We start from the raw sequence: 24,020 nt of genomic DNA on the forward strand, positions 1-24,020 counted from the left end.
GATTTCGAGAAGCCCAAAAAGGCCATGGTATTCACCCGGTAAAAGCGGTAAATGCATGGCCTTTTATTAGTGATCAAAAACGGATGCTTGAATATGGTCTCCGCGGACATGCCGCAAGCGAGCTTCCCGGTACAAAAAGAGGTATTTTTGTCTAGCCAATGCTGTTTGTGCAGTAATTTCTTCATCAACATCCGCAACGGCAATCTCGGTCTGCTTGGCCTGATCCCATTCTTCTTTAGCATGTTCAATCGTTGTTAACAGTTGTTCATCAAACTGCTGTTTAATGTGTTGCTTTCGCGCACCAAACAAGTTGTCACTTCCTTATTACATTTCGGTTCGACCTTCAACAGCCTTATACAGCGTCATTTCATCAGCGTATTCAATGTCTGATCCCACTGAAAGTCCGTGAGCCAAACGGGTTACTTTGATTCCAGCTGGCTTAATCAGCCGGGAAAGATACATTGCGGTTGCTTCGCCCTCTGGTGTCGCGTTAGTGGCCACAATAACTTCTTTAACATCCTTGTTCGTCTGCAAACGTTTCAGCAAACTGGATATGTTTAAATCTTCTGGTCCTTTACCTTCAATTGGCGACAAAACACCGTTTAAAACGTGGTATAACCCGTGGTATTCCTTCATTTTTTCCATGGTCATAATGTCTTTGGCCTGCTCAACGACCAGAATCTGACTCTGGTCACGTGTCTTATCACGACAAATATCACAGGGATCGTTCTCAGTTATATTACCGCAGATCGAACAAAAATGCAGATCACGCTTAGCAGAAATTAACGATTTAGCAAAACGGGTCACATCATCGCTATCCATATCGATGGTATAAAAGGCCAAGCGCGTAGCCGTTTTTTGTCCAATTCCTGGCAGCTTCATATAACTATCAATCAGTTGTGCAATTGGTTCTGGATATTGCATTGCTGCCATTCACTCCTTTTGCTTAATTACAGACCAGGCATGTTATTCGTGTACTTGCCCAAAGTCTGTTTGCCTTCTTCATCAATCTGCTTTAGTGCAGAATTAACCGCTGCCAAGATGAGGTCGCTCAGCATATCTGGATCATCTGGATCGATTGCTTTAGGATCAATTGACAGGTCGGTCATTTCTCTCTTACCCGTAAAGGTGGCTTTTACCATTTCGTCAGGTGAAACACCGACATACGTCTTTGCTTCCATCACTTTTTGTTCTTCAGCCAGCTGCTTTTCCATCTTTTTCATTTGTTTCATCATGTTGCCCATGTTACCCATTCCACGCATCATAGCTCGTTACCATCCTCTATAGTTATTATTAATCTGACTTAACATCGATCACATCATCGCCAAAAAGTTCTTTGGCTTTGTCGACCACTGGTTTTGCCTGTGTAGCCGGTGCATCATCACTCGGTTGACCGTTATCTTGAGTGGCATCGTCGCTCTCCTGATTATCCTGACCGGTCACTTGATGCTGCTGCAGATAAGTCTTGCGAATTTGCGGCCATTGGTCAGTTGGCACAAATACCAGCTTAGGTACCTTATGGGTTAAACGGTCTAAACCGTTCTCCAATGCATCATTCAACTCTTGGTCTGCATTGGCACGCTGCTGGAGAAACGCGTAGTCAAACGCAATGATTGCCCCATCAGGACTAGCGGCAACTGGTTTGGAGACACCCATGATCGACCGTTGCGGAATCGATAAAATATTCATTAAATCCGGCCAGACTTCCTGTAAAGCCGATAGATCCTGACGGGTGGCTGCCCCTAAAATCGGGTAAACCTGACTTAAGTTGACCTGAGCCCGTTTGGTCTTGGCTACCGTCTTCATGACTGCTGGACGTTTGGCTGGCGCAGCTTCCGCAGCCGACGTCTTTTGTAAACCTGCCACCGTCTTTTGCAGACTGCTGACCTCGGCTTCTAATCGATCGATCACTGAATTATCTACTTGGCTAGCCGCCGCAGTCGTCTCCGGTTGTGCTTGGTGCCCAGCCAGACGAACGGTGAGCACCTCCAAATAAACGTCTTCATGAGTGGTAAACCGCATTTGCTGCTGAATATCGTTTAAATCATCAATAATGTCGTATAATTGCTGCGGCTTTATTTCCGTTGCCAGCTGCTTAAAATCAGAATCAACCTGATCCATTTCAACTTGAGTCACTAGTTCTGGTGATTGCTGGTAGAGCAATAGATCGCGGGTCAGGTTCACTAGATCCTCCGTAAAACGTTCCGGATCCTTACCCTCGTCTAAAATCTGCTGAACCGTCATCAGCGCTTTTTGGGTCTCCTGATGAGTGACTTGGGTTAAATAAGTCACTAATAACTGCTTGCGAACTGCACCGGTAACCAGCAACGCATTATCCAAAGTGACCTTATCATCACCAAAGGAAATGACCTGATCCAAGATACTGAGTGCATCCCGCATACCGCCTTCAGAAGCTTTGGCAATCACTTTAAGGGCTTCATCATCGTAAGAAAGATCCTTTTCTTTTAGAATATAAGCCATCCGTGACAGACTGTCTTTAGCTTGAATCTGTTTAAAATCAAACCGCTGAGTCCGTGAAATAATGGTGGCCGGAATCTTGTGAGGTTCAGTGGTAGCTAAGATAAAAATCACGTTAGCAGGCGGTTCTTCCAAGGTTTTTAACAGGGCATTGAAAGCCCCCGTTGAAAGCATATGAACTTCATCAATGATGTAAACTTTATAATCCGCCTCAGTTGGTGCGTACTTGACCTTGTCTCGAATGTCACGAATCTCTTCTACCCCGTTGTTGGAAGCAGCATCGATTTCAATAACATCGTTCATCGTGCCCTTGGTAATTGCTGTACAGGTCTCACACTTATTGCAGGGCTCGCCGTCTTCTTGGTGCTGACAGTTCACCGCTTTAGCAAAAATTTTTGCCATCGAGGTCTTACCCGTTCCCCGCGGCCCGGCAAACAGGTAGGCATGACTAATTTGTTTCGTTTTTACGGCGTTTTTCAAAGTCTGGGTAATCAGCTTCTGCCCGATAACTTCATCGAAACGCTGTGGCCGCCATACCCGGTATAAGGCTTGGTAACTCATGACTATTTCCCTCGATTCTCTTTGGGTTATCTCGTAAAACTTACTGTTAAACATTATATAGTGTTTACCCGTCAAATACTATACATTCGGATCGTTTGGCCCGTTAAAAATTGTATAAGAAGAGGACGGTAACAAAACTAAACGTTTTGTTCCGCCCTCGTTAAAGTCATATCAACTTGGAGCACAAAGTCACTCAAACTTAGTGCTGCTTCCTTCCGGACCTGACACGATTCGTAAGGTCACCCTTGCCCCAAGGCCTTGCGGCACTTTCTACTGTAACATATTTAAAATCTGAATGCTAGCTAAAATGTCACTATGGTCAGTTTCATTGATTTATTGCTGCTTTCTTTGCTTGTTTCGTTTTCTGGCTGCTTTAAAGAAACGTTTCAACATCATCGCTGCTTGATCCGCTAAAACGCCCTCTTCAACCTCGACTTGGTGATTCAAGCGCGCATCGTTTAACAAACCGTATAGCGACGCCACCGCCCCGGCTTTAGGGTCACGGGCACCGAAAACGACCCGGTCAATTCGTGAATTTACAATTGCGCCGCTGCACATGATGCACGGTTCCAACGTGACGTACAGCGTGCAATCGACTAGCCGCCAACTGCGCAGTGTTCGATTAGCATCACTGATCGCCATGACTTCGGCGTGGTCGCACGCCTGCTGACTGTGTTCCCGTAGATTATGACCACGGCCGACAATCTTGCCATTGTGAACAATCACTGCGCCAATGGGCACTTCACCGATTAAATCTGATTTATGGGCCTCTAACAAGGCTTCTTCCATGTAACGTTCATCATTTTCTATAATGGCGGCCTTCCTTCCTTAACCATTCTGCTGAGCGGCTAAAATATTTTCACTGACAAAAAGTAATTAGGATTGCCGTCCCTACCCCATATTTGGTGTTTCATTCCTAAATTAACCACAAAATATGGGGGTCTGACGGTTGAAATTTCTGCTGACTGGTGTAAACTCTATTTATCGAGATTACATAGGAGTGTGATTCACATGGCAAAAGTAACGATCTATTCACGGAACAATTGCATGCAATGCAAGATGACCAAACGGTTCTTAACCGAACATCACGTTGACTTTATTGAACACAACATTAACGAAAGCCCGCAGTACGTCGATTATCTTAAGGACCGCGGCTTTCAGTCCCTGCCCGTCATTGAAACGGCTGACACACAGTTCAGTGGCTTTAGACCAGATAAATTACAACAGCTGGCCATTTAACGTACGCAGGTATTAAGGTGGCGTATTCTGGATACCAGAAAACGTTACCTTTTTTATTTTACTTAATTTAACACTAATAGAAAAGAGTGAGTTTTAAAAATGAGTTTAAAAGACCTTCAAGACGTAACTTATTACGATCTCAACAACGAAATTAATATCCCGGTAAACGGTCAGATCCCGCTGAATAAAGACCAGGAAGCACTCCAAGCATTTTTAAAACAAAATGTTGAGCCCAACACAAAGCAGTTTGCTTCGTTACAGGACCGTTTCAATTATCTGCTGGACAATGACTACATTGAGTCTGGTTTCTATCATAAGTACAAATTTACTTTTATTCAATCATTATACGATTATTTAAAAGCTGAAAATTTCCACTTTAAGTCCTTCATGGCAGCTTACAAATTCTACGCTCAGTACGCACTGCGAACTAATGATAACGACTATTACCTAGAAAATTACATTGACCGGGTAGCAATGAACGCCCTGTACTTTGCGGATGGTGACGAACACCTCGCAATGGATCTGGCCGATGAAATGATTCACCAGCGGTATCAGCCGGCCACGCCAAGTTTCCTAAATGCCGGTCGTAAGCAACGTGGGGAATTAGTTTCCTGCTTTTTAATTCAAACAACAGATGATATGAACACCATTGGCCGAACCATCAACTCTGCGCTGCAGCTTTCCCGAATTGGCGGCGGAGTCGGTATTAACTTATCCAACCTGCGTGGTGCTGGTGATCCCATCAAAAATATTGAAGGTGCGGCCAGCGGTGTGGTCCCCGTCATGAAGTTATTGGAAGACAGCTTTTCTTACTCTAACCAGCTGGGCCAGCGTCAAGGTGCCGGCGTGGTTTACCTCAGTGTCTTTCACCCAGACATTATTGCGTTCCTATCAGCAAAGAAAGAAAATGCCGATGAGAAGATTCGTCTAAAGACCCTTTCACTAGGCATTACTGTACCGGATAAATTCTACGAACTGTGCCGTGATAATCAGGATATGTACCTCTTTAGTCCATACGATGTAGAACGTGAATACGGCGTACCGTTCAGCTACGTTGATATTACTAAAGAATATGACAAGATGGTCGCTAACGATTCAATCCGTAAAAAGAAGCTGCCAGCACGTGAACTAGAAACTGAAATCGGTAAGCTTCAACAAGAATCCGGTTACCCCTATATTATCAACATCGATACTGCCAACCGGGACAGCCCCATCGACGGCCGCATCGTTATGAGCAACCTCTGTTCAGAGATTCTGCAGGTCCAAACACCATCTACGGTTGATAACACCCAGACTTACGTTCAGCTTGGTCGTGATATCTCATGCAACTTGGGATCAACCAACATTGTTAATTTAATGGCTAGTCCCGACTTCGGTCACTCCGTTGAAACCATGGTTCGTGCGTTAACTTTCATCACGGATCATTCCGATATTGACGTTGTGCCATCCATTCAAAACGGTAACAAGCTTGGTCATACCATTGGCTTAGGCGGCATGGGGCTGCATAGTTTCTTCGCTAAAAACCAGATGATGTATGGTGATCCAGAAACAGTTGAGTTTACTAACATCTACTTCATGTTACTCAACTATTGGACCCTAGTCGCTTCCAACCAAATTGCCAAGGAACGTCACACGACCTTCTACAACTTCGAAAAGAGTGCCTACGCAGATGGCAGTTACTTTGATAAGTACACTAATCAAAGCGGTGAATTCATGCCCCAATCTGATAAAGTCAAGTCCCTCTTCAAAGACATCTTCATTCCAACCGCAGCTGATTGGGAAAAGCTGAAGCAGTCCGTTATGAAGGACGGTCTGTACCACCAAAACCGCTTAGCCGTTGCCCCTAATGGCTCAATTTCTTACATCAATGACACCACTGCTAGTTTGCACCCCATCATCAACCGGATCGAAGAACGTCAGGAAAAGAAGATCGGTAATATTTATTACCCAGCACCTTACCTGTCAAACGAAACGTTACCTTATTATAAATCAGCTTACGATACCGATATGCGTAAAGTCATCGATGTCTACGCTGCCGCACAGCAGCACGTGGATCAAGGGATGAGTATGACGCTCTTTATGCGCTCAACTATTCCAGAGGGCCTGTACGAGTGGAAGAAAGGCCGCACCAACAAGATGACGACCCGAGATTTGAGTATTTTACGCAACTACGCCCATAAAAAGGGGCTCAAATCAATTTACTACGTGCGGACGTTTACCGATGATCAAGGTGAAATTGGTGCTAATCAGTGTGAGAGCTGCGTGATCTAAACAGTGCTTGCAGGAATCATTTTATTCGTTGCAATCAGACGCTAAAGGAGTTTAAATAATGACAGAATCATATCATGCAATAAACTGGAACGCGGTGGACGATCAAATTGATAAGGCCACTTGGGAAAAATTAACGGAACAATTTTGGTTAGACACTCGAATTCCGCTTTCAAACGATCTCGATGACTGGCGTGGACTCGATGACACTCATAAATGGGTTGTTGGTCACGTCTTTGGTGGATTAACCTTGTTGGATACTTTGCAGTCGCAAGACGGCATGGCATCCTTAAGAAAAGATACTCAAACCCAACACGAAATGGCCGTTTTGAACAACATTCAGTTTATGGAGTCAGTCCATGCGAAAAGTTATTCGTCGATTTTTACAACCTTAAATACGCCAGATGAGATCGATGAGATTTTTAACTGGAGCGATACTGAAGAATTTTTGCAAAACAAGGCGCTGCGGATTCGGGACCTTTACCATGATGACGGCCATCCGTTGAAGAAAAAGATTGCCAACGTCTTCTTGGAAACCTTCCTCTTTTACTCTGGCTTCTTTACCCCACTATATTACTTAGGGCACAACAAGCTGGCTAACGTCGCTGAAATTATTAAGCTGATTCTCCGGGACGAATCCGTCCACGGTACCTATATCGGCTACAAGTTCCAAATCGGCTATAACCAGTTAGGTGAAAATGAACAACAGGAATTAAAGGACTGGATGTTTAACTTCCTGTATGAACTCTACGAGAACGAAGAGAAGTATACCCACTTGGTCTATGATCAGGTTGGCTGGACTGATCAAGTTTTGACATTTATTCGTTATAACGCCAATAAAGCCTTAATGAACTTGGGTCAAGACCCGCTCTTCCCTGATACAGCGGATGATGTTAACCCCATCGTGATGAACGGGATCTCAACCACCACTGCTAACCACGACTTCTTCTCCCAAGTTGGTAACGGCTACCTCTTAGGAAACGTTGAAGCGATGCAGGATGGCGATTACGATATTTAAGTCACCACTTGAACGCAAAAAGGATGATGCCTTTATACAGAGCACCATCCTTTTTTGACGTTAGTTTTTGAAAAGTGCTCTTCAGCTACCAGCAGTACTCACCGTCAACACCCTAAAATAGCATCCTTAGCCAACTTAACGTTACATTCAAGCCAGATGGTCATGGCTGAAATAGAAGCTGATACCAACCGAATTTTGCAGTTTCAAGCTCTGACGACAAAAAAAGCACTGTGCATACGCACAGTGCTTTTTAGAACAGGTAGCCTTAAATTACTTAAGGGTAACCACGCCACCAACTTCTTCAAGCTTAGCTTTAAGATCGTTGGCTTCGTCTTCTGAAACGCCTTCCTTGATAACTGAAGGTACGTTATCAACAAGACCCTTAGCATCCTTTAAACCAAGACCAGTGATCTCACGGACAGCCTTGATAGCCTTAACCTTTTGGTCACCTGATTCAGTTAATTCAACATCGTATGAGTCCTTAGCAGCACCTGCATCGGCACCACCAGCAGCTGCAGCAACTGGAGCAGCAGCAGAAACATCGAATTCGTCTTCGATTGCCTTAACAAGGTCGTTTAAATCTGAGATTGACGCTTCTTTTAATGAAGCGATGATAGCATCTTTATCAAAAGCCATTTTTGTTTCCTCCATTTTATATTGAAATAGTTATTTGAGATACAGGGTTAGGCAGCTTCGCCTTCACCCTTGTCAGCGACAGCCTTAACCGCACGCGCAATTTTACGCATAGGATCAGACAAGGCACTAGCAAGCATTGACAACAAGTCTTCACGACTTGGCATCGTTGCGTAAGTGTTGATTTCATCAAGTGAAGCAACCTTACCTTCAACCATACCACCCTTAAGGGTCAAAGCATCATGGCTATCAGCAAACTTCTTCAAAATCTTAGCAGGTGCAATTGCGTCTTCGTCTGAAAAGGCAACGGCAGTTGGGCCAACAAAGGTATCTTTTAAATCTTCGTAACCGGCCTTTTCTGCAGCACGGGTCAAAACCTTGTTCTTGATAACACTCATTGAAACACCGGCTTCACGCAATTGCTTACGTAAGTCAGTCACTTCAGCAACCGTTAAACCACGGTAGTCAACCACGATAGCTGATTGAGCGTTGTTAAAACGTTCAGTGGCTTCGTCAACTGCCTTAGCTTTGATTGCAATGTTTTCTTTACTCATTAGTTTCACCTCCTGAATTCTTTTAGGAATAAAAAATCCCTATGTCCGCCAGGCATAGAGAGAAATGTAAAACTAAATTCACATCTTCCTCGGCAGGTAGATTGAGGCTTTCGCCACCTGAGTCTTGGGCAGAACAAATATCAACTTGTTAAGCATACCGAATGCTTTAACAAAAGTCAATACGGGATTTTCTATTTAATTAAAGGGATGCCACATCAACGTTGACACTAGGGCCAAAGGTTGATGAGATCGATACGTGTTGAACGTAAGTCCCCTTAACAGCTGCGGGACGGGCTGAAACAACCACGTTCGCAATCGTCTTCAAGTTTTCAACTAACTTGTCAGCGTCGAATGATACCTTACCAACAGGAACAGCAACGTTACCGTCACGGTCAGTCCGGTAAGTCACCTTACCAGCTTTAGAATCGTTAACAGCTTTCGTTACATCCATGGTAACAGTACCAGTCTTAGGGTTAGGCATTAAGCCCTTAGGTCCAAGAACACGACCTAAACGACCAACTTGGGCCATCATATCTGGTGTTGCAATGGCAACATCAAAGTCCAACCAGCCATCTTGGATCTTAGAAACTAAGTCGTCTTCACCAACAAAGTCAGCGCCAGCGGCTTCAGCTTCCTTAGCCTTGTCACCCTTAGCAAATACAATCACAGTCTGTTCCTTACCAGTACCGTTTGGCAGAACAACTGCCCCACGGAGCTGTTGGTCAGCTTGCTTTGTATCTACGTTAAGCTTAAATGCAATTTCAACCGTTGCATCAAACTTAGCAAAATCAATCTTCTTAACTAAATCAACAGCTTCATCAAGTGCGTAGTTTTTGTCTGGTTCTACTTGCTTGACAGCGTCTTGATACTTTTTACCTCTTTTATGAGCCATCTTGTGAATTCCTCCTTGCAAATGTGGTTATAACGGCTTGGCCTCCCACTTGATACATTTGCTTTAACAAAGTATCCGTAGTGTTGTAGCTGGGATTAACCTTCTACAGTGAAGCCCATGCTACGAGCAGTACCTTCAACCATGCGCATAGCTGCTTCAACGTCAGCAGCGTTTAGGTCTTGCATTTTGGTCTCAGCGATTTGCTTAACTTGATCCTTGGTTACCTTAGCAACCTTTTTCGTGTTAGGTTCGCCTGAACCGTGTTCAACACCGGCGGCCTTCTTTAACAGAACGGCTGCTGGCGGAGTTTTAGTAATGAAGTCGAATGAACGATCTTCATAAACCGTAATAACAACTGGAATAATCATCCCAGCTTGATCGGCAGTACGAGCATTAAAATCCTTCGTAAAGCCCATGATGTTAATTCCGGCTTGGCCCAATGCTGGACCAACTGGCGGAGCTGGTGTTGCTTTGCCCGCAGGAATTTGCAATTTAACAACGTTAGCTACTTTTTTAGCCACGAGACATACCTCCTTGAGTCCGTGTTGTGGTAAATGGAGAGCAGATTTCTCCTCCCACACGTGTATGCAGAACATACTCATATAAACTACCACAATTACAGCGACTTGCCAAGTAATTCTTTAGATTATTTAGGCAACTGGATCTACTTGGTCAAAATTAAGTTCAGCGCTGGTTTCACGCCCGAACATATTAATATTAACCTTAAGCTTACCCTTTTCGTGATCGATCTCGGTAATCTTGCCTTCCATTCCTGAAAAGGCGCCATCGACGATTTTAACCGTATCATCAACATCCACGTCAAGATCTTCGTGGCGGCTGCTCATACCTAATCGCTTCAAGATCAATTCAACTTCATCAGGTAGCAATGGTGTTGGCTTTGAGCCCTGACCATGAGAACCGATAAAGCCGGTAACACCAGGTGTGTTACGAACGATGTACCAAGCATCATCCGTCATCACCATTTCAACCAAGACGTAACCTGGGAAGGTTTTGTCCATCTTGATTTTTTCCTTACCGTTCTTAACTTCACGTTCCTCTTCTTCGGGAACGACTACCCGGAAAATGTAGTCTTGCATCCCCATTGATTGGGCACGTGATTCCAAGTTCATCTTTACTTTGTTTTCATAGCCAGAATAGGTATGAAGGACATACCACTGCTTTTCAGCTGATTCAACCATTTTGTTCCATCCTTTCCTAAAGGGACTGATACAGTCATCAAATCAAAATAAAAAAACTTCGACAGCGCGAAGTTTTCGTCAAAACTATTATAGCATAGATTACCGTCTAGTGGCATTAAGCCAAGAACTTTAATCCTATTTGAACCAGATAGTCGATAACCCCTAAAAAGATCGCCATGGACAAAGCAACAAAGATCACGCTGCCTGTATCCTTTCGCGTCTGTTTGGCATCGGGCCAAGAAACTTGTTTCATTTCGTCTTTAACAGCAACTAAAAATCTAAAAAAGCGCATGAGATCCTCCTTACACCGGGTATTCGCGCGTTACCGGGTCTCCCGATGTAACGTATGCTTACCACAATACTTACAGTACTTTTTTACTTCAAGCCGAACTTTACGATTAGGACTAGCCGGGACCGTGTAGTTCCGGGATCCACAGACAGAACATGCTAACGCAACTTTCTTTTGAGCCACGTCTAACACCTCCTTATAGCAAGTTTCATAGTATCATCTACGCCAAGACTATGTCAAGGAACCAGTCACTTACTTGCGCCGCCTAATCTTTCGCTTGATGCGTTCATTAGCATTGTGGAACTGAATATGATCAATCCCAAATCGTTCACAGATAACTTCTTCTGTTTCCCCTGATACCAGCGCAATTAAAACTGATCTTTCCATTTTCGATAGGTCTTTTTTAACGGTTTCTAATAACCGCTGCTGAAAGATGACCAGGCTTTCTGACGAAAACAACCGTTCATCGGCTAACGTATCGGCAAAAAAAGTCGGGTTAGCGTCGATGGATGAAACGGGCCCGGGTGCTTTCCGTTTTTTAGCATTCAGCCGTCGAGCATAATCGCGCCGGCAGTTGAGTAACGCCGTTTTTAAGTAGGAACCAAACGCGTGGGTCCGGGTCACATCAAAACGATTAACAACTTCCCAAAGAATAATTCTTGATTCCTGAAGCCACTCAGATAACTCTAACTCCTGGATATAAAAGCGCTGCTGAATGCTTAAAATCAGTGGCCGATAACGGTCTAACAGTTCGATCAGCGCACTTTCACTACCTTCGCGGGCCTGCTCCACTAAAGTCCAATCAGCTTCATTGCTTATTAGCATTTGATTTCCTCCTTGAATTAATTGATGGCAACAATATACCAGCCGGCAATATTGGTGTATACCAAACAAGGAGAGCGAATTATCCGTCAAAAAAACAACCAATTTCTGATTTTGGCCCAGTAAAGCGGTTCATTTAGCGCTTTATTGAACTAGTCCAAAATTCAAATTGATTGTTTTTTTAAACCAAATTTTTTCTTATTTCTTCGAATTACCGTCATCCCCCAAATGATCACGCAGCTGCTCTAACTTTGATAACTGCCCGTCACTCCATGGGGAACGCCGAACCTGCCCCTTATCAGCAAACTTAACGGCTTGCGTATGCACCTCTTTACGGGTTCGGTTAATGTCGGTTAACAGTTCACCTGCCGGGATTCTCAACGCCCCGGCAGAGAAAACCGTCCACTGTTCGGCTTGGTCGCTTGTAGCTACTTTTACCTGCGTAAACCGTGTCTGTTTTTGCTTTGTTAATGCCTCAATGTATTCATCAGCCGTTTGATCCTGTCCCGTCCAAACGACTTCCAAACCATATTGATCAAACTTCTGGGAGATACCGGGGACGTACATGGCATCAAAGACCACGATCATTTCGATCCGTTGATACTTGTGATACTCCGATAAAATCGCCAATAAATTGTCGCGGGCTTCTTCCAAACGCCCTGCCAACTTCAACCGGTTTAAATCCGGCCAGTTACCGATCATATTGTAGGCATCAACGATTAAAATATCTTTTTTCATTGATTTCACCCAATTCGTTTAATTCAGTGGGTGACGAGAAGAAAAGGCTTGGTACATCAGCAAACTGGCTGCCACACTGGCATTTAAGCTCTGCACATGCCCCACCATGGGGATCGTCAGCATCTCGTCCACCGTCTTTTTCAGCAGCGGTGAAATGCCCTTGCCTTCATTACCAATAATAATACCAACGGGTCCTTTAGCATCAAAGCGCCGGTAATCAGTGCCGTTCATATCCGTGCCAAACACCCAAAGGCCGCGATCCTTCAGCTCCTTCACCGTGTTTACTAAGTTAGTTACACGGGCAACCGGCACGTGCTCAATGGCTCCCGTCGAGGTTTTGGCAACCACACCAGTCAAGCCAACTGAACGCCGTTTCGGAATAATAATACCGTGTGCGCCGACTGCATCAGCTGTTCGCATGATCGATCCTAAATTATGCGGATCATTGATGTTATCCAAAATGAGGAAAAATGGCTGCTCATCCTTCTCCTGAGCACGGGCAAATAAATCATCAATACTGGCATACTTATAAGCTGAAACGGCCAATACCACCCCCTGATGATTTTCATGGGGTGCCAATCGTTCTAACTTCGACTTTGGCACCATCTGGATCACCAAAGACCGTTTTTTAGCTAATTTGATAATTTCGCCGATCAGCTCGTTCTTCAAGCCATCTTGAATAAAAACTTTATTGATTTCCTGATCACTTTTCAAAGCCGTAATTGCTGGATGGCGGCCGAAAATAAATTCAGAAGGTTCTTCCGATACTTGTTCGTTATCTTTCATTTGGTAATCTCCCTGCTTCGACTTGTTCAATACACCATTGCGCCATTTCAGCTAAACGCTCCGTTTGATTACTCAAAGTTAAATAACCAAAAACCGCCTCAAACCCGGTGGAAATTCGGTACGTCATTACACTGGTATTTTTAGCGTGGGTGTAACTTTTAGCATTCCGGCCGCGCTTGAAATAATATTCTTCTTCTTCAGTCCAAAAACCGTCTTGTTCCATCAGCGAGATCAGCCCCGCCTGCGCCTTGGCAGAAACATACATGGTTGCCTTGTGCTGTAACTTATTGGGCCTCGTTAGTCCCTGCTCGATTAAATGACGTCTAATAAAGACTTCATACGCAGCGTCGCCCATGTAAGCCAAAACCACGCCGTTCAATTGCTTATAATCCTGTTGTGTCTGCTCGCTCATACGTTTCCTTTCCCGTCATCCCGGTGCCAGCGGGTTCCTTGAGGGGTATCTTCCAAAACGATCCCCTGCGCTTTTAACTGTTCACGAATTTCATCACTGCGTTCAAAATTACGGTCCTTCCGGGCTGCTAAGCGTTCGTTGATCAGTGATTCAATGCCGTCATCGTTAAGCGTTTCTTGTTTAAATTCGATGCCAAAAATATTCACTAATTCACTTAAAGTCTTCAAGATAAAGGCCACGCTATCTTTAAAGACCACCGGTCGTTCGGCATAAACATTTCCTAATTTAGCCAGCTCATAGACCTGAGCAATCCCGTTTTGAACGTTAAAATCATCATCCATTTGGTCAACAAAATCCGCTTCGATTTGGCGGATCTCTTGTTCGATCTTAGGGTCGTTGCCAGGTTCTGCATCCTTCATGCGGTAGGTTAAATTGTTAAAGGCCGTCTGCAGCCGTTTCAAATTATTCGCCGCATCATCGAGATTACCTTGAGTATACTGGATTGGCCGGCGATACTGGGTCGTTGCCATGAAAAAGCGCAGAACTTGCGGGTTCACCGTCTTCAAAATATCATGAACCGTGACAAAGTTGCCTAACGATTTACTCATCTTTTCGTTATCGTCACCAACCGTTACAAATCCGTTATGCAGCCAGTAGTTAGCGAACTTCTGCCCGGTTTTAGCTTCACTTTGAGCAATTTCGTTTTCGTGATGCGGAAAAGTTAAATCCTGCCCGCCAGCATGAATGTCAATGGTATCGCCAAGGTACTTGGTTGCCATTACGGAACACTCAATGTGCCAGCCTGGCCGACCCTTACCCCACGGAGACTCCCATGAAATTTCAGCCGGTTTAGCCGCCTTCCACAGCGCAAAGTCCACTGGATCTTCCTTACGGTTAACTTCTTCGGGATCAACGTGCTGACTAGCACCAACTTCAAGATCATCAATATTCTGATGAGATAGTTGACCATAGTGGGCGAATTTACGTGCCCGGTAGTACACGTCACCTTCAGATTCATAAGCGTAGCCCTTAGCGATTAAATCCTGAATGAATTCAATAATATCTTTCATATTTTCGGTTGGCCGTGGGTGTTTGGTGGCCGGTTCGATGTTCAGTGCTTGAGTGTCTTTCATGAAAGCAGCAATAAAGCGGTCTGCAATTGCTGGAACCGTTGTGTGGCCATCCCTAGCCGCTTTGATCATTTTATCGTCAACATCCGTAAAGTTGGAGACGTATTTAACGTGATAACCCTTATATTCGAAGTAACGGCGAATGGTGTCAAACGCAATGGCACTGCGCGCGTTGCCAATATGAATGTAATTATATACAGTCGGTCCGCAGACGTACATTTTTACAATTCCTGAAGTAATGGGGGTGAACACTTCTTTTTGTCGTGTAAGTGTGTTGAATACCTTTAGCATGTGCGAACTCCTCTCTAATTAATCGTAAGTATATTTTATCATAATTAATCTGTGTACCGACATTTTTAGCGATATCGTTACAATTAATTAGGATTCACTGCTAACCATGATTCTTGTAAATCCCCAAAAATCAGAAAGAGGCTGGTCACAGATCTACTTATCTGCGATCAAGCCCCTTACAGTTTAAACTAGTTTTTATCTAATTGTGCCAAGGTCTGAGCCACGTGCTTCAAAGTCTTGTCACGGCCGACTAATTCAATCGATTCTGGTAATTCTGGTCCGTGCATTTCGTGGGTAACGGCGATTCGGATCGGCATCCAAAGTTTCCGTCCCTTAATGCCAGTATCCTTTTGAATGGCCTTAATGGTTGCCAGAATCTGAACTTTATCAAAAATAGGTAACTTTTTGATCCGTTCAGAGAATTCTTTTAAGACAACTGGTGCTGTATCATTAGAAATTTCGTCCAATGCTTCACCGCTAACTTCTTCAGGTTCTTTAAAGAATACGCTGGCCATGTCGTTGATTTGAGCCATGTAGCTCATTTGCTGCTTATAAAGGTTGATCAGCTGACGGGCCCATTCCAGCGTCTTAGCATCTGGATTTTCAGGAATGTTACCAGCTTTGATCAACTGCTGCAAAGCAAGGTCAACCACAACGTCTTCATCGGAAGATTTCACGTACTGGTTGTTGATCCATTCCAACTTCTTCTTGTCAAAAGTAGCTGGTGACTTGCTCAACCGTTTTTCATCGTACATCTTGACGAGTTCTTTCAGTGAGTAAATTTCGTCTTCACCCACTGGCGACCAGCCAAGTAAGATGATGAAGTTTAATAAAGCATCCGGCAAGTAGCCTAACTTACGGTACTGTTCGATAAACTGCAAAACGGTTTCATCACGCTTAGAAAGCTTCTTACCAGTATCCTTGCTGATGATCAAACTCATGTGACCGAACTTCGGTGGATTCCAGCCAAAGGCTTCGTAAATCATCAGTTGCTTAGGTGTATTGGCAACGTGATCATCACCACGGAAAACGTGTGAGATCTTCATCAAATGGTCATCCAAAACAACGGCAAAGTTGTAGGTTGGAATACCATCTGCTTTGACAATGACAAAGTCGCCGCCAATGGTATCTGAATCAAAGGAAACTTTGCCCTTAACCATGTCATCCCAAGCATAAGTTTGGTGTTCTGGGACGTGAAAACGGATAACCGGCTTGAGCCCCTTTGCTTCAGCCTCAGCCATCTTAGCCTTGATCTCATCGTCTGACATCCCGGCATATTCATATTCATAGTGGGGCATCTCGTGTCGTGCACGCTGTGCTTCACGGTCTGCTTCCAGTTCATCTTCAGTTCGGTAAGACTTGTAGGCTTTACCTTCATCTAGCAGCTGCTGGATATAAGGCTTGTAGATGTCAAAACGTTCTGATTGACGATAAGGGCCGTATTCACCTGGCTTGTCAGGACCTTCATCCCAGTCCAAGCCTAACCAGCGTAAATTATCTAACTGGCTTTTTTCACCGTCAGCCACATTCCGCTTTGTATCGGTATCTTCGATTCGAATAATAAACTTACCCTTGTAGTGACGCGCAAACAAGTAATTAAATAGTGCTGTCCGTGCGTTACCAATATGCAGATGTCCAGTAGGACTAGGTGCATACCGAACGCGAATTGAATCATTTGCCAATATCTATTCCGCCTCTTTCAAAATATTTCGATTTAAAAAACTGAACCTTGTCCGTCAATAAAGGGATACACCGCTTGATGCATCCCCTTATCAACGAATACTTCACACACTGTTTCAGTGTACCAAAAAATCGATATCTTTTCTAAGTTTACAATGGAACTGCTGAAAAGAAAAGTTAGTTTGACTTCTTCTTATTATTTTTTTGTTTTCCCGCGCCATTTTGATGCGCGTTATCGTTTTTTTCGTTCTCCTCATCAATTTCATGAGTTGAATGTGCCGGTTTGGCAAAAATCATCCGGCCTGCGTCAGTTTGAATAGCCGAAGTAACGATCACATCAAGGTGTTCGTTTAAGTAAAAGCGGCCGTCTTCAACCACCACCATCGTACCGTCATCCAGGTAGGCAACTCCTTGTTGACGCTCCGTTCCGTTCTTAACCACCATGACATCCAAATGTTCTCCTGGAATCACCCGCGGCTTCAAAGCGTTTGCCAACGCGTTGATGTTAAGCACCTGCACCTTCTGAAATTCAATCACTTTATTCAAGTTGTAATCGTTAGTGACGATCACACCGTCAACTTCTTTGGCTAACCGAATCAGCTTGCTGTCAACCTCAGAAATATCGTCATAGTCGCCTTCGTACATTTCAACCGGAATAATGTTTTCCTCGCGCAGTTTATTTAGAATATCCAATCCACGGCGACCGCGAACACGTTTGATACTATCACTGGAATCGGCAATATACTGCAACTCGTAAAGCACAAAATTCGGGACTAATAAAGTACCTTCAATAAAACCTGTCTTAACCAGATCATAGATGCGGCCATCGATCAAAATATTCGTGTCCAAAATCTTGTAGTGATGGTAGTTTTCGTCGATTGGCCGATCAATGATGCTGTCTCCGCCATCCTCATTCTTCTTGGTACGAAAGGTAAACAGCTTTCGCCATTCGTCGCGCTTGGTTGTTCCCAGCCGAAATCCTAACCAGCCAAATAAAATCATCAGAATAATTGGGACGACGCCACTGAAAATCGGTGAGTTCAACCGGTACAGCGGTGTTGAAATTAAAATGGCAAAAACCAAGCCTACAATCGTGGAAATACTACCAAACAGCAAATAAGCCGGACTTTTTGAAGTCAGTGATTTTTCAAACCGGTTAATTAAGCGCTCAATGTAACCTGAAAAAACGAGGGATAATAGCCAAAACAATAACGCGCCAATAACCGCATTTGTAAACTCATTGTTCAACCACGTTCGTGTTGAATAGCCAAATCCTGCCCAAACTAGCGGTAGATAAACCACCCCAAGTCCAATACCGATAAACGCAAAAATTCCTTGAATAATTGCTCTCTTCTTGTTCAATTAATTCACCTCCAACTCCATTATGCCAAAATTTGATGCAGTGCCTCACCAAGTGTTGCGACCCCAATCACTTCAATATCTGTCGGCGGTGTCCAGTCCTTCAGGTTGTTCTTGGGGATGTAGATCCGTTTGAACCCCAGCTTAGAGGCTTCCTTGACCCGGTCTTCAACCCGGTTCACCCGGCGGACTTCACCAGTCAGGCCAATTTCACCAACGTAGCATTCATTGGGGTTAGTTCCCTTATCACGGTACGAACTGGCAATACTAATGGCCAATGCCAGATCGATTGCCGGTTCATCCAGTTTAACTCCCCCAGCTGCTTTTAAATAAGCATCCTGATTTTGAAGCATGAGGTTAGCCCGCTTTTCCAACACCGCCATAATCAATGATACGCGGTTTCGGTCAAGTCCGGAAGCAGTTCGTTGTGCATTTCCGAAAACGGAGGGGGTTAAAAGCGCCTGGATCTCAACCAAAATTGGCCTCGTTCCCTCCATTGAAACCACAATCGCCGAACCGGTAGCGTCTTTTAAACGCTCCTCTAGAAAAATTTCTGACGGATTCTTAACTTCTTTCAAACCCGTTTCCTGCATTTCAAAGATACCTAGTTCATTAGTCGATCCAAACCGGTTCTTCACCGCCCTGAGAATACGGTAAGTATGGTGCAGATCACCTTCAAAATAAAGTACGGTATCAACCATATGTTCCAAAACTTTAGGGCCGGCAATCGCGCCACCCTTTGTCACGTGGCCCACCACGAAAATGGTGACTCCCTGTGATTTAGCAATCCGCATCAACTCTGCGGTAACTTGCCGAATTTGCGACACTGACCCAATGGCGGAAGTAATCTCCGGCTCAGACATGGTCTGGACGGAGTCAATGACAACGTAATCCGGTTTCATCTCAGTGATGTTAGACCGAATCCGACTCATATCGGTTTCAGGATACAAGTAAAGGTTGTCACTGGCAACCCCTAATCGATTAGCACGCATTTTGATTTGGTTAGCACTTTCCTCACCGGAAACGTAAAGGACTTTACCGCCGGTTTGACTGAGCTGGCCGGAAACCTGCAGCAGTAGGGTCGATTTACCGATCCCAGGATCGCCGCCAATTAAGATTAAGGATCCAGGCACAACGCCGCCGCCAAGAACCCGGTTAAGTTCACCCATTTGCGTTTTAACCCGGGGCTCTTTTTGCATTGAAACTGAGGCCAGCTTTTCTGGTTTAGTGACCACGCCGCCACTTAAACTAGTTGCCGTTTTCGCAGTTGCGGTTGCTGGTGCGATCACCTCTTCAACAAAGGTATTCCACTTCCCGCAATTTGGGCAGCGTCCCAAAAAGCGCGGCGCTTGGTAACCGCATTCTTGACAGACAAACTGTGTTTTTTCTTTTGCCAATCGCTTCAATCCTTTCCGGTCATACTTTGACTATTACTAACCAATCTTATTTTAGCATAGTCTCGGCCTTTTGCAGGCATCGACCACTGAGCTTTAATCCTTTTTAATCACTTGCCTGAAGAACCGAAACCACCCTGTCGTTTTTGTTGCGGCTCTTGCTCATTATCAGCCGTTAAATAATGCATGAAAATTCCCTGACCAATCCGATCACCCTTCGCAACCTTGGCATCCGTCAAGCCAAAATTCAGCACCTGCATAAAAATTTCGCCTTCGTTGCTCTCATTATTATAATAATCAGCATCGATCACGCCGATCCCATTTGGAATGACGAGACTGCGCTTTAGCGGATTACTGGACCGATTAGCCAGGACCAGCACTTCACCGTCACCCATATACGCCTTGATCCCGGTTGGAATCAAAAACGGTTTGAGAATCTTGCGCGCCTTTTGCAGCGTTGCATCATCAACGTTTTCTTGATGACGAATCGCCCACAGCACTTTTAGAAAATCCATTTTCCAGATACTTGGGACTTTAAAATCAACGGCACTTTCAAAATCATACCCTGCAGCCCTTTTAGTGGTGCGGTACGGTAAATGCAGTCCCTCGTCAGCATATGAAGAAACAATTTCAAATCCTCGTGTCATATCATTTTCCCCTTTCACACATGTGTTTTATCTTACACTATATAATTACCGGAAAACACCCCAAAAGTTACTTGCTGTCAGCTCATTTTGCCGCCAAAATGTTGTACAATAATGACTATTGAACGAGAAGGAGTGTGAACCATTTGAGTAATGAAAAACAAGCTGCTATCAGCAGCGATCAAATTACCCGTTATCAGACTTTATTTAACGAACGCAAGGATGCAAAAGTGGTCGAACGTGCAGTGACTCACCAGGGAATCTTAGCCACCAGTGCTGACTTCGCCTCTGACACCGACATGACACCCGTCTTTTCCCTTGAACTGGATACCGGTAAAGTGGCTAATCAAAAACAAAGCGGCCGTTGCTGGATGTTTGCCGCATTAAACACGATGCGCCATCACCTAGCTGATTTGTTCAAATTGAGCGACTTTGAACTTTCCCAAAACTACACTTATTTCTGGGATAAATTTGAAAAAGCCAACTACTTCTACCAAAACGTGCTCAACACGGCTGATCAGCCGTTAAACAGCCGTAAAGTAGCCTTCTTAATGACCACCCCGCAACAGGATGGCGGTCAATGGGACATGCTTTGCGCCATCATTGAAAAGTACGGCATCGTGCCCAAGTCAGTCATGCCCGAAACTTATAGCAGTTCAAAGTCCAGTGAGCTAAACAGCACCCTGAACAAAAAGTTACGTAAGGATGCCGTTACGCTCCGAGCTTTAGCAGCAAAGAATGCCAGTGATGATGAAATTGCCGCTGCCCGCGACAAAATGCTCGGTGAAGTTTACCGTCTGCTATGCTACACGTTAGGCGAACCGGCGCAAAAATTTGATTTCGAATATCGCGATGATGACCAGAACTACCATATCGACCGCGATTTAACACCAAAGTCATTCTATGATAAATACGTTGGTTGGAACCTAGACGATTACGTTTCCGTGATCAACGCCCCAACAGATGACAAGCCCTACAATCAAACTTACACCATCGAAATGCTGGGCAACGTGCTTGGCGGCCGAGCAGTTAAACACTTGAACGTCACCATGGACGACTTCAAGAAGCTAGCCATCGCCCAATTAAAGGACGGTCAAAGTGTCTGGTTTGGCTGTGATGTTGGTCAAAGCTCTGACCGTCAAAAGGGCATTATGGACACCAACGCCTATAACAAAGACCAACTGCTGGATTTGGACTTATCCATGACAAAAGCGGAACGGCTAGACTACGCCGAAAGTTTAATGACCCATGCGATGGTCATTACCGGCGTTGACCTGGTGGACGGCAAGCCAACCAAGTGGAAAGTTGAAAACAGCTGGGGTGAAAAAGTTGGTACTAAAGGTTACTTCGTCATGAGTGACAGCTGGATGGAAGCGTATTGCTACCAAGTTGTTGTCAACAAGAAGTACCTCTCTGAAGAACTACGCAAGGCGCAGGAGAAAGCACCAACCGTTTTAGCACCATGGGACCCAATGGGTGCCTTAGCTTAAGCGCCAACTGCAAAAGGTTGTGTCATAGGTCTGTATTGATAAGCCTTTCAACCAGCTTTTGATTGAAAATAACTAAACGTTTTTCTTTAGCTCAGGGTGTCGACACAGACTAATCGTGCTCCAAAACCCAGATTCCGGCCATTTAACCTAAATAGTGCCTGTCCCGACAAAGCTCGCCGGAACAGGCACTATTTAGGTTAAATTCTGGAATCTACCAAGTTTTGTCACACACTGCTAATGACCCGCTGCTGCGTAGCTGAGTTCCGTTTTATCAACCACGTTTAGCTGGGCATCAAAATCATAAATAATGGGAACGCCGTTTGGTACTTCCAAGTGATCAATGTCTTCATCATTGATCCGATCAATGTATTTGATCAGTGCTCGTAACGTACTGCCGTGAGCAACGATCAACTGGTTATGGCCGTCTAACAGCCGCGGCGCAATTTCATCCTGCCAGTATGGCATTAAACGCTCATAAGCCATCTCAAGGCTTTCACCCTTCGGCTCCGTCACACCCAGCGGTTCGTAACGCGGATCTTGATCAGGCTTTGCCAATAGCGGTGGTACCACATGGTAGCTACGCCGCCAAAGCTTAAACTGTTTTTCGCCCACCTCAGCTTTAACCGCTGCTTTTTTCTTGCCGCGCAGCGCACCATAGTGACGTTCGTTCAAGCGCCAAGATTTCGTTACCGGAATGTAAAGCTGACCTGCTTCATCTAGAACAATGTTAGCGGTTATAATTGCCCGCTTTAACATCGAAGTATGCACGTGATCAAACTGCAGTCCCGTCTGTTTAATGGCTTTGCCGGCCTGGTGAGCCTGGGTAATGCCCTTCTCCGTCAACGAGACATCACTCCAGCCAGTAAAAACGCCATCACGATTAGCCTGACTTTCACCATGGCGTAAAATGACTAATTTAACCATAAACCTGACCCTCTCTTCTCATGCTCTTACATTCACATATTATATCACCGGCACTAAATTCAATAAAGGGACCCCGCCATCTACGCCAGGATCCCCTTATTGAATTTAGTGAGCAGTATTTAATAGCAACATTAAAATTGGAATAACCAGTAAACTTAGCAACGTCGACTCCGTCACCATAACAGCAGCAAAACTGGAATCAGCGCCATACAGTTTCGACACAACCGGCGCGTTAGTCATAACTGGCATAGCGGACTGAATGATGAAAACCTGTTTCATCATAATGGGCATTCCAGTTGGCAGCACCAAAAGTGACATTAAAGCTGGCGCCAGAATGAAACGGCCAAAAAGAATGCCCAAACTGCCACGGTTGAGGGTCAAATCATGCAGATCGACGTTAGCAATCGCAATCCCGATAAAGATCATCGACAATGGCACAGTTAAGCCGCCAATGTAATTCAGGTCTGCCATAATAAAATTCGGCAGTTTAATCTTCAGCAAAACCAGCACCACCCCAACCATAAACCCGAGCAGTGGCGGTGAGAAGACCTTCTTTAGCGTCTGGCCCAAATTAAAGTGGTAATCTCCCTGGCCATCGCGCTGAATTAAATAAACCCCTAGCGTCCAAAAAATCGTCGTGTTAGCCATGTAATAAACCAGGACGTACGGCAAACTCTTGGCAGCACCAAATAACGCCACGTTGACGGGCAAGCCGACAAACACCGTATTTGAATTAAGGAACATGGATTCGAAAAGTCCCCGGTGACTTTTCTTAATATGTAGAACTTTGGCAACGATGATCGAAACGGCAAAAAGAATCATCATTGAAACCACAGGAAACCGCAAATCGGGCAACGTTTTAACCAACCTTGTAAACGTAAATTTGCTGGTAATGGTGTAGGCCATATAGGCCGGTAAAGCTACCTGAGTCACTAACCGGGCAATCAGTTTACTAGCAGAATCATTGAACCAGCCCAGATCAGTCAAAAGGTATCCCAGCGCAATCATTAACAGAATCTCAACCACGCCCGCAACACTCCGGGCGAATAATAGCAACATTATGGATTAGACCTTCTTTCACATCAAAAATTAATATTTATTATAGCATATTTAAATAACGTTGACTTCACAACCTCGTAGTATCTGAATCGATCGCCAGTATCTGAGAAGTTGAACCCCTTACAATCAGTTGACTGACTCTTAAATAATACCACTCATT

General features: G+C 44.6%; 27 protein-coding genes, 1 other RNA gene and 1 other annotated feature. Of the genes, 4 read left to right on the top strand and 24 right to left on the bottom strand.

The genetic code is table 11. The annotated features are described in order from the left end of the window. Positions 1–66: 66 nt before the first annotated feature. The 6 genes from CES81_RS09035 to tadA all read right to left on the bottom strand — a co-directional run bounded on the left by CES81_RS09035 (position 67) and on the right by tadA (position 3,852). Positions 67–309: a YaaL family protein gene (locus tag CES81_RS09035; protein ID WP_089121494.1), complete on the bottom strand. Its 243-nt coding sequence runs from the start codon at positions 307–309 to the stop codon at positions 67–69. Between the two features lie 15 nt (positions 310–324). After that, positions 325–924 (bottom strand): recombination mediator RecR, encoded by a 600-nt coding sequence (recR, locus tag CES81_RS09040; RefSeq protein WP_089088221.1) that lies wholly within the window; start codon positions 922–924, stop codon positions 325–327. A 26-nt stretch (positions 925–950) separates the two neighbouring features. Beyond that, positions 951–1,265: a YbaB/EbfC family nucleoid-associated protein gene (locus CES81_RS09045; RefSeq protein WP_089121495.1), complete on the bottom strand. Its 315-nt coding sequence runs from the start codon at positions 1,263–1,265 to the stop codon at positions 951–953. A gap of 28 nt (positions 1,266–1,293) precedes the next feature. Next, positions 1,294–3,039 (bottom strand): DNA polymerase III subunit gamma/tau, encoded by a 1,746-nt coding sequence (gene dnaX / locus CES81_RS09050; RefSeq protein WP_089121496.1) that lies wholly within the window; start codon positions 3,037–3,039, stop codon positions 1,294–1,296. A 170-nt stretch (positions 3,040–3,209) separates the two neighbouring features. After that, positions 3,210–3,296, bottom strand: an RNA gene (gene ffs / locus CES81_RS09055) — signal recognition particle sRNA small type. Positions 3,297–3,372: 76 nt separating this feature from the next. After that, positions 3,373–3,852 carry a tRNA adenosine(34) deaminase TadA gene (gene tadA / locus CES81_RS09060; RefSeq protein ID WP_089088224.1) on the bottom strand — a complete coding sequence of 160 codons (480 nt, stop codon included), beginning with the start codon at positions 3,850–3,852 and terminating at the stop codon, positions 3,373–3,375. 198 nt (positions 3,853–4,050) lie between these two features. Here tadA and nrdH point away from each other — a divergent pair, with 198 nt between their 5' ends. The 3 genes from nrdH (at position 4,051) to nrdF (ending at position 7,564) form a co-directional block, all read left to right on the top strand. After that, positions 4,051–4,278 (top strand): glutaredoxin-like protein NrdH, encoded by a 228-nt coding sequence (nrdH, locus tag CES81_RS09065; RefSeq protein ID WP_089088225.1) that lies wholly within the window; start codon positions 4,051–4,053, stop codon positions 4,276–4,278. Between the two features lie 99 nt (positions 4,279–4,377). Further along, positions 4,378–6,549: a class 1b ribonucleoside-diphosphate reductase subunit alpha gene (gene nrdE, locus CES81_RS09070; protein ID WP_089121497.1), complete on the top strand. Its 2,172-nt coding sequence runs from the start codon at positions 4,378–4,380 to the stop codon at positions 6,547–6,549. Positions 6,550–6,607: 58 nt separating this feature from the next. Further along, positions 6,608–7,564: a class 1b ribonucleoside-diphosphate reductase subunit beta gene (nrdF, locus tag CES81_RS09075; protein ID WP_089088227.1), complete on the top strand. Its 957-nt coding sequence runs from the start codon at positions 6,608–6,610 to the stop codon at positions 7,562–7,564. 270 nt (positions 7,565–7,834) lie between these two features. Here nrdF and rplL read toward each other — a convergent pair whose 3' ends face one another. The 16 genes from rplL to CES81_RS09155 form a co-directional block, all read right to left on the bottom strand. Then, the gene (gene rplL / locus CES81_RS09080) at positions 7,835–8,200 is read right to left on the bottom strand and encodes a 50S ribosomal protein L7/L12 (protein ID WP_089088228.1); all 366 of its coding nucleotides are present in this window, start codon (positions 8,198–8,200) and stop codon (positions 7,835–7,837) included. 47 nt (positions 8,201–8,247) lie between these two features. Next, positions 8,248–8,751 carry a 50S ribosomal protein L10 gene (gene rplJ, locus CES81_RS09085; protein ID WP_089121498.1) on the bottom strand — a complete coding sequence of 168 codons (504 nt, stop codon included), beginning with the start codon at positions 8,749–8,751 and terminating at the stop codon, positions 8,248–8,250. A gap of 21 nt (positions 8,752–8,772) precedes the next feature. Beyond that, positions 8,773–8,898: a sequence feature (ribosomal protein L10 leader region), on the bottom strand. Between the two features lie 52 nt (positions 8,899–8,950). Then, the gene (rplA, locus tag CES81_RS09090; RefSeq protein ID WP_089088230.1) at positions 8,951–9,643 is read right to left on the bottom strand and encodes a 50S ribosomal protein L1; all 693 of its coding nucleotides are present in this window, start codon (positions 9,641–9,643) and stop codon (positions 8,951–8,953) included. 95 nt (positions 9,644–9,738) lie between these two features. Further along, entirely contained in the window at positions 9,739–10,164 is a 426-nt protein-coding gene (rplK, locus tag CES81_RS09095; protein WP_089088231.1) for a 50S ribosomal protein L11, read from the bottom strand. Between the two features lie 129 nt (positions 10,165–10,293). Then, positions 10,294–10,842 (bottom strand): transcription termination/antitermination protein NusG, encoded by a 549-nt coding sequence (nusG, locus tag CES81_RS09100; RefSeq protein ID WP_089088232.1) that lies wholly within the window; start codon positions 10,840–10,842, stop codon positions 10,294–10,296. 115 nt (positions 10,843–10,957) lie between these two features. Beyond that, positions 10,958–11,134, bottom strand: a complete 177-nt coding sequence (gene secE / locus CES81_RS09105) for a preprotein translocase subunit SecE (protein WP_089088233.1) — start codon at positions 11,132–11,134, stop codon at positions 10,958–10,960. A gap of 30 nt (positions 11,135–11,164) precedes the next feature. Then, complete coding sequence (gene rpmG, locus CES81_RS09110; protein ID WP_089088234.1) at positions 11,165–11,314, bottom strand: 50S ribosomal protein L33; 150 nt, start codon at positions 11,312–11,314, stop codon at positions 11,165–11,167. 69 nt (positions 11,315–11,383) lie between these two features. Beyond that, entirely contained in the window at positions 11,384–11,956 is a 573-nt protein-coding gene (locus tag CES81_RS09115; protein ID WP_089121499.1) for a sigma-70 family RNA polymerase sigma factor, read from the bottom strand. A gap of 195 nt (positions 11,957–12,151) precedes the next feature. Then, positions 12,152–12,691 (bottom strand): NYN domain-containing protein, encoded by a 540-nt coding sequence (locus tag CES81_RS09120; protein WP_089088236.1) that lies wholly within the window; start codon positions 12,689–12,691, stop codon positions 12,152–12,154. Positions 12,692–12,709: 18 nt separating this feature from the next. Next, positions 12,710–13,477 (bottom strand): 23S rRNA (guanosine(2251)-2'-O)-methyltransferase RlmB, encoded by a 768-nt coding sequence (rlmB, locus tag CES81_RS09125; protein ID WP_089088237.1) that lies wholly within the window; start codon positions 13,475–13,477, stop codon positions 12,710–12,712. Beyond that, complete coding sequence (locus tag CES81_RS09130) at positions 13,467–13,889, bottom strand: Mini-ribonuclease 3 (protein ID WP_089088238.1); 423 nt, start codon at positions 13,887–13,889, stop codon at positions 13,467–13,469. Before CES81_RS09130 ends, rlmB begins: the two co-directional genes overlap by 11 nt. After that, positions 13,886–15,310 carry a cysteine--tRNA ligase gene (cysS, locus tag CES81_RS09135; RefSeq protein ID WP_089121500.1) on the bottom strand — a complete coding sequence of 475 codons (1,425 nt, stop codon included), beginning with the start codon at positions 15,308–15,310 and terminating at the stop codon, positions 13,886–13,888. The genes CES81_RS09130 and cysS overlap by 4 nt, the downstream gene beginning before the upstream one ends. A 188-nt stretch (positions 15,311–15,498) precedes the next feature. Further along, the gene (gene gltX / locus CES81_RS09140; RefSeq protein ID WP_089121501.1) at positions 15,499–16,992 is read right to left on the bottom strand and encodes a glutamate--tRNA ligase; all 1,494 of its coding nucleotides are present in this window, start codon (positions 16,990–16,992) and stop codon (positions 15,499–15,501) included. A 175-nt stretch (positions 16,993–17,167) separates the two neighbouring features. Continuing rightward, entirely contained in the window at positions 17,168–18,352 is a 1,185-nt protein-coding gene (locus CES81_RS09145; RefSeq protein WP_089088241.1) for a PIN/TRAM domain-containing protein, read from the bottom strand. A 20-nt stretch (positions 18,353–18,372) separates the two neighbouring features. Continuing rightward, positions 18,373–19,746: a DNA repair protein RadA gene (gene radA / locus CES81_RS09150; protein ID WP_089121502.1), complete on the bottom strand. Its 1,374-nt coding sequence runs from the start codon at positions 19,744–19,746 to the stop codon at positions 18,373–18,375. A 107-nt stretch (positions 19,747–19,853) separates the two neighbouring features. Further along, positions 19,854–20,390: a dCTP deaminase/dUTPase family protein gene (locus tag CES81_RS09155; RefSeq protein ID WP_089121503.1), complete on the bottom strand. Its 537-nt coding sequence runs from the start codon at positions 20,388–20,390 to the stop codon at positions 19,854–19,856. A 167-nt stretch (positions 20,391–20,557) separates the two neighbouring features. On the opposite strand from CES81_RS09155, the gene CES81_RS09160 reads away from it, so the two are divergent. After that, positions 20,558–21,877: a C1 family peptidase gene (locus CES81_RS09160; protein ID WP_180949771.1), complete on the top strand. Its 1,320-nt coding sequence runs from the start codon at positions 20,558–20,560 to the stop codon at positions 21,875–21,877. A gap of 234 nt (positions 21,878–22,111) precedes the next feature. On the opposite strand, the gene CES81_RS09165 is transcribed toward CES81_RS09160, so the two are convergent. Continuing rightward, complete coding sequence (locus tag CES81_RS09165; protein WP_089121505.1) at positions 22,112–22,801, bottom strand: 2,3-bisphosphoglycerate-dependent phosphoglycerate mutase; 690 nt, start codon at positions 22,799–22,801, stop codon at positions 22,112–22,114. A gap of 105 nt (positions 22,802–22,906) precedes the next feature. Beyond that, a complete protein-coding gene (locus CES81_RS09170) occupies positions 22,907–23,860 on the bottom strand; it encodes an AEC family transporter (RefSeq protein WP_089088246.1) in 954 nt (317 codons plus the stop codon). Between the last annotated feature and the right edge of the window lie 160 nt (positions 23,861–24,020).

Origin of the sequence: Secundilactobacillus pentosiphilus (genome assembly GCF_002217985.1) — a bacterium.
Lineage (GTDB): Bacteria > Bacillota > Bacilli > Lactobacillales > Lactobacillaceae > Secundilactobacillus > Secundilactobacillus pentosiphilus.